The sequence below is a fragment of the Catenibacillus scindens genome (assembly GCF_014202115.1).
In the GTDB taxonomy this organism is placed as follows: domain Bacteria; phylum Bacillota; class Clostridia; order Lachnospirales; family Lachnospiraceae; genus Catenibacillus; species Catenibacillus scindens.
In genome coordinates this window covers 1-10,928 of the sequence record NZ_JACHFW010000023.1, presented here as the reverse complement: position 1 = coordinate 10,928, position 10,928 = coordinate 1, and the positions used below count along the sequence as shown (strand labels likewise).

Annotated in this window: 8 protein-coding genes; all 8 read left to right on the top strand. The window is 35.7% G+C overall.

From position 1 onward, the window contains the following. Nucleotides 1–9: 9 nt before the first annotated feature. The 8 genes from HNP82_RS16775 (at nt 10) to HNP82_RS16740 (ending at nt 10,784) form a co-directional block, all read left to right on the top strand. On the top strand, nt 10–804 hold the full coding sequence (locus HNP82_RS16775; protein ID WP_183776583.1) for a hypothetical protein: 795 nt from the start codon (nt 10–12) through the stop codon (nt 802–804). Then, nucleotides 797–3,937: an ATP-binding protein gene (locus HNP82_RS16770; RefSeq protein WP_183776582.1), complete on the top strand. Its 3,141-nt coding sequence runs from the start codon at nt 797–799 to the stop codon at nt 3,935–3,937. The genes HNP82_RS16775 and HNP82_RS16770 overlap by 8 nt, the downstream gene beginning before the upstream one ends. After that, the gene (locus tag HNP82_RS16765; RefSeq protein WP_183776580.1) at nt 3,924–4,607 is read left to right on the top strand and encodes a hypothetical protein; all 684 of its coding nucleotides are present in this window, start codon (nt 3,924–3,926) and stop codon (nt 4,605–4,607) included. The genes HNP82_RS16770 and HNP82_RS16765 overlap by 14 nt, the downstream gene beginning before the upstream one ends. A gap of 119 nt (nt 4,608–4,726) precedes the next feature. Next, entirely contained in the window at nt 4,727–5,797 is a 1,071-nt protein-coding gene (gene dndB / locus HNP82_RS16760; RefSeq protein WP_183776578.1) for a DNA sulfur modification protein DndB, read from the top strand. Between the two features lie 11 nt (nt 5,798–5,808). After that, nucleotides 5,809–7,311, top strand: coding sequence for a DNA phosphorothioation system sulfurtransferase DndC (gene dndC / locus HNP82_RS16755; protein ID WP_183776576.1), 1,503 nt, complete (start codon nt 5,809–5,811; stop codon nt 7,309–7,311). Next, nucleotides 7,308–9,254 carry a DNA sulfur modification protein DndD gene (gene dndD / locus HNP82_RS16750; protein WP_183776574.1) on the top strand — a complete coding sequence of 649 codons (1,947 nt, stop codon included), beginning with the start codon at nt 7,308–7,310 and terminating at the stop codon, nt 9,252–9,254. Before dndC ends, dndD begins: the two co-directional genes overlap by 4 nt. After that, nucleotides 9,251–9,631, top strand: coding sequence for a DNA sulfur modification protein DndE (gene dndE, locus HNP82_RS16745; RefSeq protein WP_021739888.1), 381 nt, complete (start codon nt 9,251–9,253; stop codon nt 9,629–9,631). Before dndD ends, dndE begins: the two co-directional genes overlap by 4 nt. A 1-nt stretch (nt 9,632) precedes the next feature. Next, a complete protein-coding gene (locus HNP82_RS16740; protein ID WP_183776573.1) occupies nt 9,633–10,784 on the top strand; it encodes a cysteine desulfurase family protein in 1,152 nt (383 codons plus the stop codon). The last annotated feature ends 144 nt before the right edge of the window (nt 10,785–10,928 follow it).

The following is a 10,928-nucleotide window of genomic DNA, read 5'->3' as shown; positions in this document are numbered from 1 at the left end:
AGGAATGTTATGTTTGTAGGTAACATGGTTACAGAGGCAATTCCAGCTAGAGTTTTTGCCTTATATAAGATAGTGGAAAATAAGAAGAGTATTCCACGAAATGAACTGCAGGCCTTGATGGAGCCGCCTGAAATATATGAGGGAACTTCCTACTTTTCTGCGATATTTAAGACTGCCACTGAGCTGAAACTAGTAGAAAATAAAGATGGAATAATCTCTTTGGTTGATGCTAATAAGCAGTTAAAAAATATAGATGAATTTAGAAAACATGTAATTACTGTATTACCAGAATTTGAAGAAAGCCAATTTTGGAAATGCTCGAATATTATCGTGAATTTAAATGAAAGAGTTTACGAATATGGAGCAATTTCAGATTCAAATATGTTAAATCTTTTGTCAGAACGTACAGGAGAAACGATAAAGGCTCCAATGATTCGAGGATGGCGTTTCTGGTCCCAATTTTTAGGATTTGGCTGCATGAACGGATTCACGTTTTTACCTAATGCGTATGTTTACTGTAAAAACGTAATAAGTCTACTGAATTTGGAAAAGAAAACTGAGTATCCAATCGATGTTTTTATGTCAAAATTTATGCAATATGGTAAGGTCATTCTTTCTGAAAAAACGGGAGATAGGAATTTTAATATAGCAATGTCCAGTGCATTGCGGGAACTTCATGATAATGGGGAAATTGTTCTTAAGTTTGGTAGCGACCAAGACATGAAGTGGATTTTGTATCCATCTAAAGAACTTTTTAATCAACCAGTTTCATCGATTGTGTATAAGGGGGTAAAACGTGAATAAAGAAGTAGCCAGAAAAAGGTATATGGATGTTATTCGCCCGGATGTTATGCATAACTCTCAAGGCGATTTCCTTGCGACACATGTTCCGATGAAAAAGCTTTATATTACAGAGCATTTAACAGATCATGCTGAGGTTCCGGAACAGGACAAAAAGTATCCAAAAACTGAAGAGGAAGTATATGATCAGTTTATGACGGAAAGGGAGGAAGACCAGTTTGTTCTTGTTATCGGAGATAGTGGTGCAGGTAAATCACATTTGATCAGATGGATCAATACGGTTTTGGAGATTAGAAAATCAGATAATGAAATCGTACTTCCTATTCGAAGAGCGGATAATACTTTAAAAGGTACCATCAAACAATTAATCGAGTTACCAGAGGTAAAAAATCTTCCGAATAAAGAACTTTACAAAAAGCTTGTTTCCGCAACAACAACTGTTCCAGAAAACGAACTTAAAGAAACCATTTATTATCAGTTTATTATTCAAATCACCAATGATGATGGAAAAGCTGGTGATGAGAATGGAGAAAGAAAAATAAGTAATGTTAATCGTAAGCATTTAATAGCATTACTCCAAAATTCATTATTCAAAGAAAAATTAATGGAAGATGACGGTCCAATTGACCGTATATATACAAGGTTTGCTGAGAATAAGTTAAATGAAATAAACGATTCTATTCCTGAGTTCCATCAAGAGGATTTTCAGATTGACACAGAACTCTATTATCAAATCTTAGCAAGTGCAGATGAGAAAGCGCGTAAAATTGCAAAGAATATGATAGATGATGTTCCGTTTATTAATTCGATTAAAGCATATGTGAACTTATTTGTTGAGAAAGTAATTCAGAGATGTGCTGGTCTGGAGCCGGGTGATTTGGCGAATGTAATAGAAGAGATTCGTCAGGAATTGTTTAAACAGGGAAAGACACTAACAATTCTTATAGAAGATATAACCGCTGCATCCGGTGTAGATGACTCGCTTCTTGATGCTTTGCTAACAGATAAGATCGAATACCCAGACAAGAACATGTGCAGAATAAATGCAATCGTTGGTTCTACGGATGGTTATTACCGTGAGAAGTTTAAGACAAATACTAAGGGAAGAATTCATAACTTTGTATATGTTCCAGATGATCTGTTTTCCGGAGATCAGAATGGACTAATTGAATTTTTTGCAAAATATTTGAACACTATTTCTCTTGAAGCTGATGTTATACAGAAATGGGTTGAAGTAGGTAAGGCAAGCATGGATTCTTATCCAGTTCATACAGTTACAAATGGAAAAGGCTGGGGAGAGCATAAGCTTGAGGGAAAAAGTATAAATCTATTCCCATTTACGAAGAACGCTATTCTTTTCTTATATGAAAAACAAGACATTGCCAAACGTAATCCGCGTGCATTGATGAGAGAGATTATCGAGCCATATGTAAAAGATGCGTTAGATCATTTGGGTGAGTTCCCAGTAAAACGGCCATCGTTTCATGTAGCGAATCCAGAGTTGCAGAATGCGATTTATAATAACAATTCTTTAAATGATGCAACTAAAATTAGGTTGTCTCATTTCATGTATATCTGGGGTAATGGTAAGTTACAAACTTATGAAAAGAATGGAATAAAGCATATTGCAGGAATTCCTTCAGATGTATATGAAGAATTAGGATTACCAATTATTGATGGTAACGAGGTATCAGTTCCTGATGAGCCAGGTGTAGAAACTGATACATCAGGAGGTGGTACAACGCATCCACCTAAAGAGGATGAGCCACTTGAAAAAGAAAACGAACAGGTGCTTATTGCATTGGCAGAAGTGGATCGCTGGATCGAACATAAGGATTACAAGCTTAGTATAGGAGCTACCACAAAGAATGTTCGAGCCTTAAATGATGCGAGAAAGAATATAAATGATTATCTGTATAACACTATTGATTGGCTTTCCGAGGGAATAGCTATTGATGCAATGCTAAAAATCCGTGATACTGGAAATAAATACCTAGTTGCATTTGAACGTCAGACCATGAAAAGTGATGCCGTTGTTACCTTACCAGCCTCTATAGAATCAAGAAAAATCATTGAAGCCTTTGTGCGATGGAGTGAAGTGGGTAAAAAGTCATGGAATTTTAAAGGCTCTACAGACTACCTTTATCGAGTTCAAAAATGGAGTAATAGCATAAAGCCGCTCATAGTAAATGCAATTATGCATTATGATGATACTCAGGCCGATTATTTTACATATGCAACAGCTGCGGAGTTTCTGAGGTTGATTTTGAATGGATACTGTAAGAATTATCAGAATCCGCAGAATTTCACACCAGATATGCTTTTGCATAAAAACCCTTCGGTTCAAACAAACAACGGGCATACAAAAACCTGGAATGACCTGATGAAGATGATGAATGGGGCGGATGGAAAAGATGCACGTAATTGCGTGTTACAGTATTATAATCTGCCACAAGGAACTGCCTTGACATCCACTAATTATGAATTTGATCATATTGCGTTTAATAAGGCTGTTCGAAAAACCATCAAAACAGGTCTTCGATTTGAAGAGTCTGATTTACAGCTCAATGATCCGGTAAAAAAAAGACGAATTTTCAGCGAATATTTAAAGAAAGTTTTGGATCGAGTAGATATCGTTGTTGGAGATGAGAAAGCTGCGCTTTCTTTACAAATAGAAGTGTTAAAGAAGTACATTGATCTGGAAGAGCTTGAAGATTCCAGCGATATAGAAGACATCATCAAACAAGTTGGAAGCTTTTATCAGCAGGCTCAAAAGAGTCATGTCAGCATTGCGGTACATTATGATTCAACTTGGATTAATAACTGTAAAAAGAATTCGACATCAATATTGAGTTCAATAAAGAATGCAATGCAAATAGCAGAAATAGAAGATTCTATCGAGGCTTTAATTAGGTTAAGCCGTGATCCAATGCAGACATTGAAACCGTTCGTTGATTTGTTGAAACTTGCAGCAAATGATATGGAAAAGGCAAATAGTGAGGTTGAGACAAGAATGAAAAATAAGGGAGTGGGATCTGGCGAAGCGCATGAGACCAAGTACTTTGACGAGACTAAAATGCTTGATGAATGTCAGCTGGTTATCGAGGAGGTGAAGAAAAATCATGTTATCGGATAGCTTAAGCAAGTCTATTAAAAAGATGAAGCAGTTAGATATAGTTGAAAATGCGGCTTTAGATGCTGAGAAGAAGGCAAAAAATGATTCGGACTATTCGACTATAGTTGTGGATTTTTCATCTTCTATGAGTAAATTACAAAAGGCCACTCAGTTAATGGATTATTCAATCACTAGCGAGACAGTCACAAACCTAGAAGAAGGCATAACACAGTTGAGAAATGTGATATCGTCCGGTGTAGTAGATGCCGATTCCTTGAACAGCGCGCGTCAGCATATAAACAAAAAGGTGAATGCGAATCTTACGAAGGAATGGAAATCATACCATCAGAAGAAGACGGCCGGAAGCATTTCGAAGCTCAATACATTGGGGAATTTGGCATCAGATTTGGAAAGCGTATCAAAAATCAGAACCAATATAGCCAATGGAAGTGAGTGGAATGGTTTATCGTTGTCTGATGATGGCGTTAATTCAAGATTAACTCTTCTGAAGAAAAGTATAGATGATGTTGATCAATTAGAGGAAAGCCTGAATCTGAGTGATGAAATAAGATCCTTTATTGTTTCTGTAACAAATAGAAAAGCTAAAGTGAGTGATGTTACGGATAATATTATACGCTGGATTAAGGAAGAGCACTTAGAGAATAAATTTGTTATAAACTTTAAAAATTAATGTGTTTTTGAAGAAGGACAGATTCTGATAATAGCACAAGAATATTGACATGTTTTAGTCTGCGAGATATACTTAAGTAGATACTTAAGTATATATCGTTTGATGTTTTAGGAGAGAAAATGGATTTTGTATATAAATTCCCTGTTGTGAGGGGAAAACAAGCAAAAAAGGAATACTATATAGCAATGGTGCCGTTAAAAATGCTGTCTAGGTTATTCCCATCAGATGATGAATATGTACTGCCAGAGTATAGGGCTCAACGAAAACTTAATGAGGCCCGAATTCCTGTAATTAGTAAGTACATTTTAGATAACAGAGAATCTTACGTTTTTTCCGCGCTAGCAGCTTCAATAGATGGAGATTTTAAATTTTGTTCTTCCACTGAGGTACCAGACGTTGGTGTTTTGGAAATAAGTATGGATGCAAAATTTTTAATTAATGATGGACAGCATAGAAAATCAGCAATACTTGAAGCTCTTCAGGAAGATCCATCTTTAGGAGATGAAACAATTTCTATTGTATTCTTTGCTGATAAAGGGTTGGCTCAAAGTCAGCAGATTTTTACAGATTTAAATAAAAATGCTGTAAAGACATCAAACTCTATTTCTGAATTATACGATTCTAGAGATGGAATGGCGGTAATTACACGAGAAGTAATAGGGAAGATCCCATTTTTAAATACATATACAGATAAGGAAAAAGATATTCTCGGGAAATACTCTTCAAGTCTTTTTACACTGAATACATTTTATACTGCCAACAAGGCTGTTATTGGACGTCGTTCATTGGATTCTGCTGATGCCTTCTTATATCGCTTTTGGTCATGCGTTTGCCTTTATATGTCGCAATGGAAGGAATTAGAAAATAAAGAGATAACAAAGGTAGATTTACGAGAAAACTATATTGCTACACAAAGTATTGTAATACAAGCACTGGGAAGGATTGGACATTATTTGTTTATGCATCCAGAAATTGACTTGGATAGCTGTTTAAAGGGGCTTGAGAAGGTTGATTGGCACAGAAGTTCTAATCAATGGCTAATGCGTGCAATTAATCAAAATGGAAGAATCATTACAAATAAAAAGGCAGCAATGTTAATTGCTAATATCCTTAAAAATAATCTTAATCTTCCGTTATCTTCGGACGAAGAATCAGCTGAAAAAACGCTGAAAAAGACATTATCAGAATAGGAATTAAGTATATGGGTACAATTACAAAAGAATATATAGACGGTCTGATTACCACAGTTCAAAATCTATACTTATCGGATGATATTCCTTGGATGATTGGTTATTCAGGAGGTAAAGATAGTACTGCAGCTGTTCAGCTAGTCTGGATGGCGATTGAACGACTTCCGGTTGAGTTAAGAAAAAAACCAATACATATCATGAATACGGATACATTAGTTGAATCTCCGGTCGTCTCAAAATGGGTTGAAAAATCATTAGATGCTATGAGAGAAATGGCAAAAGAAAAACAGGTTCCATTCATTCCTGAAAAATTGATTCCAGACTTTAATGATACATTTTGGGTGAATCTGATTGGAAGAGGATATCCTTTTCCAAGAATGAAATATCGTTGGTGCACGGATCGTTTAAAAATCAAACCTGTTAATAATTTTATAAAAAATAAAATAGCAGAACATGGAGAAATTATTCTTGTATTAGGAACTAGAAAGCAAGAAAGTTCTCGTAGAAATAGAACGATGACAAGTCTCGAAAAAAAGCGTGTTCGAGAGTTATTGAGTCCAAATCCTACACTTGCCAATGAATTAGTTTTTTCTCCTTTGGAAACCTGGTCAAATGATGATGTTTGGGTATTTCTAATGCAGTATAAAAATCCTTGGGGTTACTCTAATATGGATTTAATGACCATGTATCGTGGAGCTACAGCTGATAATGAATGCCCATTGATGGTTGATAAAAGTATGCCATCATGTGGCAAAAGTCGTTTTGGTTGTTGGGTTTGTACAATGGTAGAAAACGATAAATCAATGGAGGCCATGATCGCTAATGATGAAGAAAAAGAATGGATGACTCCATTATTAGAGTTTAGAAATAAATTTGGAAATCCTGAAGGTGATCGTGAACGTAGAAGTTTTCGAAGAATGCATGGAAATTTACAAGGTAATTACGGCAAATTGTTTCATGGACCATATAAGAAAGAGGTTCGCGAAGCATGGCTTAAAGAACTTTTAGAAATTCAGCAGGATATCAATCTGAATGGACCAGAAGAATTTAGCACATTGAAACTTATTCGAATTGAAGAACTGCGAGCTATACGCCGTATTTGGGTTCAGGAGAAACATGAATTCTGTGATTCAGTACCAACTATTTACAAAGAGGTTACTGGAATGGAATTTGATGATCCAGATTGGATTTGTTTTGATAATTTCGGTTCAGAAGAATGGAAAATATTGCAATCTGTTTGCAGTAGACTATATGGAGAAGAAGAACTTGCATTTGAGATGATGTATAATTTGGTAGATATAGAGAATCGTGCGCAGGGATTAAATGCAAGAAAGGGTATTCTTAACGATATTGAGAAGGCAATTGGACGTACTTTTTACATGAATGAAGAAGATGCAACAGCATACTATTCAGATCGTATGAATCGAAAAAAACAAATGGGTGGAAAGTATAATGAAAAATTCCTGGATTATATATCTGAGGAAGACTCAGAAGTCGAGGATGTGGAAGAATGATAATTAAAAGACTTACATTGAATGATTTCGGTGTTTATGCCGGTCAAAATTCATTTGAATTTACAAGTGATAAGCCGATTGTATTAGTCGGAGGTATGAATGGTCGAGGAAAAACCACTTTTCTTGAGGCGATACTTTTAGCTTTATATGGTTCAAACTCTATTGCATACAAAGAAAGTAATTATTCGACTTACGGTAAATACCTGCGTTCATACATTAATAAAAGTAGTTGGAGTCAGCAAGCTTCTGTTGAACTTGAATTTGTTATGAGAGAAAGCACTGGTAGAGAATACGTAATTAACAGAAAATGGGACTCGTTGAGCAGAAGAACTGCAGAAACTATTACTGTTAAGGAAAATGGTCAATACAGTGAATTCCTTACTAAAAACTGGGCAATGTTCATTGAAAATATTCTTCCAAGCGCACTGTCAAGTTTTTACTTCTTTGACGGCGAAAAAATAGCTGAACTTGCTGTAGATGATACCAATGTTCAAATGAAAGAATCTATACGTTCAATGCTTGGCATTAGTGTGTTGGATGTTTTAAAGAATGATTTAGGTCGTGTACTTAGAAAATCATCAAAGAAGACAACTCATGGACGGGCAGGGATGGATTTAGAGGAACTTAGGCGGAAAAAAGAAGAACTAGAAATTGCCTTGCAAAAGACAGATAAAGATATCGAAAAAATTACTCAGGATGTTGCTAAAAAGCAAAATGAAATTGAGGAGCTTCATCATCAATATGAATTAAAAGGCGGAGATGTGTTTGAACAAAGAAAAGCATTGATGCAAAAACGATCTGATTTATTAGCTGAAATTGACCAGAATCAAGCCTTGCTGATTGACGCTTCTGCAGATGCACTTCCATTAGTATTAGTTAAAGACCTAATACTTGATATTAAATTGCAAGCTGAAGATGAACATAACGATCTTATAATGCAACAAGCAATGGGGCAGATCGAGATTTTGCTCCAAGAGTATTCGGTTCAGCATACCGAGAGTTATCCACATAATAAAGCATTTGTAAATTTCGTAAAGGAAATGTCAGAAGCAGCAGCAACCGAGCCATTATATGGAGTATCTGATCATGCACTCTTTCAGTTAAACAGTTTGATTGAGGAGATTTTAACACAAGTTACTTCCTCTACTAAACAATTGCTTGAAAGAAAAGGAGCCTTGCAGAAGAATTTAGATGAGGTGGAAAGTTACTTATCCCTGGATATTAATGAAAAGGTGCTAAGTGAATTGTTTACAGATATTCGTGAACAGGAATTGGAATTAGTTCAATTAAATGTAGAGTTAACTTCCAAGCAACAAGAACGAACAACTATTAACGGTGCGCTTATGGCAGCATCATCTGAATTTTCCAAAGCAGTGGAAGCTTATTTGGCTAACGAGGAACTTCTTGATGATTCCGATCGAATGATGAGATATTCAAATATTGCATTACATATTGCTGAGGAATTTACTGTAGAACTTCAGAAAAGAAAGACAGGTGTTCTTGCAGATACGATTACTGCTTGTTATAAAAAACTTGCCAATAAGAAGAATTTAATTCAGAAAATTGTAATGGATCCAAGAAGTCTGGATATTGCATATTTAGATGATTTAGGTAAGAACGTTTCAAAAGATTCATTATCTGCTGGTGAGAAACAGTTAATGGTTATCGCAATACTTTGGGCGTTAGCAATTTGTTCTAAGAAAAAACTGCCGGTTATAATTGATACTCCACTGTCTAGATTAGATTCTATGCATAGAACTTCCCTTGTTACTACCTATTTTCCTCAGGCAAGTGAGCAGACAATCATTCTCTCAACAGATTCTGAAATAGATCATACTTATTACAACATGATGAAGGAATCAGTTGGTGATGAATTTACGTTAAGTTATAGTGAAGAAACAAAGAGTACTACGATTTTGAAAGGATATTTTCAGGATAAATGATAATCAAACAAGTACGTGTATCTCAGCAAGCAAAGGATCAACTTTCCAGATTAAAGGCAAAAACTGGAATTAAGAATTGGAATATACTCTGCCGATGGGCATTATCATACTCATTCTCAGAGAATACAATTCCTACAGATATTCCAATAGTTGCAGATAGTAATCTGGAAATGTCCTGGTATACGTTTGGTGGAGAATACTATGAAATATATGAGGCATTAACAAAAGCTTGGTGCCTAAAAATGGGCCTTCCAACAGATAATGATACAATTATCAAGTATTTTCATCTGAATTTAGAACGAGGCATTGCACATCTTTGCGGAACTGGATTTATAAAAAATATAGATGATTTATTGAAATTGGCGGTGAATAAGTAAAATGGGCATTTATTTGGATTACAATGCTTCAGCGCCTATCGATGAAGCCGTATTAGATACAATGATTGATGTATATAGAAATTATATTGGAAATGCAGACAGCAGAACTCATGATTATGGTGATCAGGCAAGAGGGATTGTAGAAAACGCAAGGAAACAAGTTGCTTCTCTATTAGGTGTTTCAGCAGGAGAGGTTTTCTTTACTAGTGGAGCGACAGAAAGTAATAATATTGCCATTCAAGGATTGGAAGCATATGCAGTTCGGAGCGGCAAGAAGCATATTATTACTTCATCCATTGAACACAAAGCTGTTTTGGAAACAGTGAAAGCAATGGTTACAAAAGGTTTTGAGATTGACATTGTTGATCCAGAACAATCAGGACAGCTTGATCCAGATAAAATTTTGAGCAGAGTTAGGGAGGACACTCTCCTCGTCAGCTTAATGCATGTAAACAATGAAACTGGCATTATTCAGCCAATAGAAAAAATCGGATATTTTTTACGTGAAAAGAATGTTTTATTTCATATCGATGCCACGCAAAGTTGCGGAAAACTTGTAGATGAATTGAGAAATACACCGTATGATATGCTTTCCTTTAGTGCCCATAAGCTCAGAGGACCACAAGGGGTAGGCGTCTTAGTGTTACGCAAAAAGAAGTATAAGCTTCCTCCAGTAAAGGCGATAATGTATGGTGGGCAGCAGGAACGTGGAATCCGCCCAGGAACAATTCCGGTTGCACTGGTAGCAGGTTGTGGAAAAGCCTGTGAGTTGGCTGAAAGCACTTATGCCGATAATCGTATGAAAACACAGGCTGTAAGAGACTGTATTATTGGCTTATTAAATGAATCTGGAATTAAATATTCGTTTAATGGTGCTTTGGAATATTGTATTTCTAATACATTAAATCTTTGTCTGGAAGGGGTATCTTCAGAAGCATTGATGATTTCAACTAAGAATTACTGTGGGATTTCTAATGGATCTGCATGTACATCTAAAAATTATGCACCAAGCTATGTATTAACAGCAATGGGTTTATCTCCAGAAAGAATTGAAAACTCTGTTCGTATCAGTTGGGGACCAGATACAGATATAAACTTGCTGAAAACAGATTTTATGAAGCTGATAGAGATAGCAAAAATGTTAGCTCAGTAATGGGGTGAAATGTATGGAGCTAGAACTTCATTCGGACTTGATTTATAAATGCTAACTTTGCATGCGAGTTACACTAAAGTTCTGTTTTGAATATAAAAAGTCACGCAAAGCCTTATTTTACGCGATTTTTGCTTGCCAAACCTC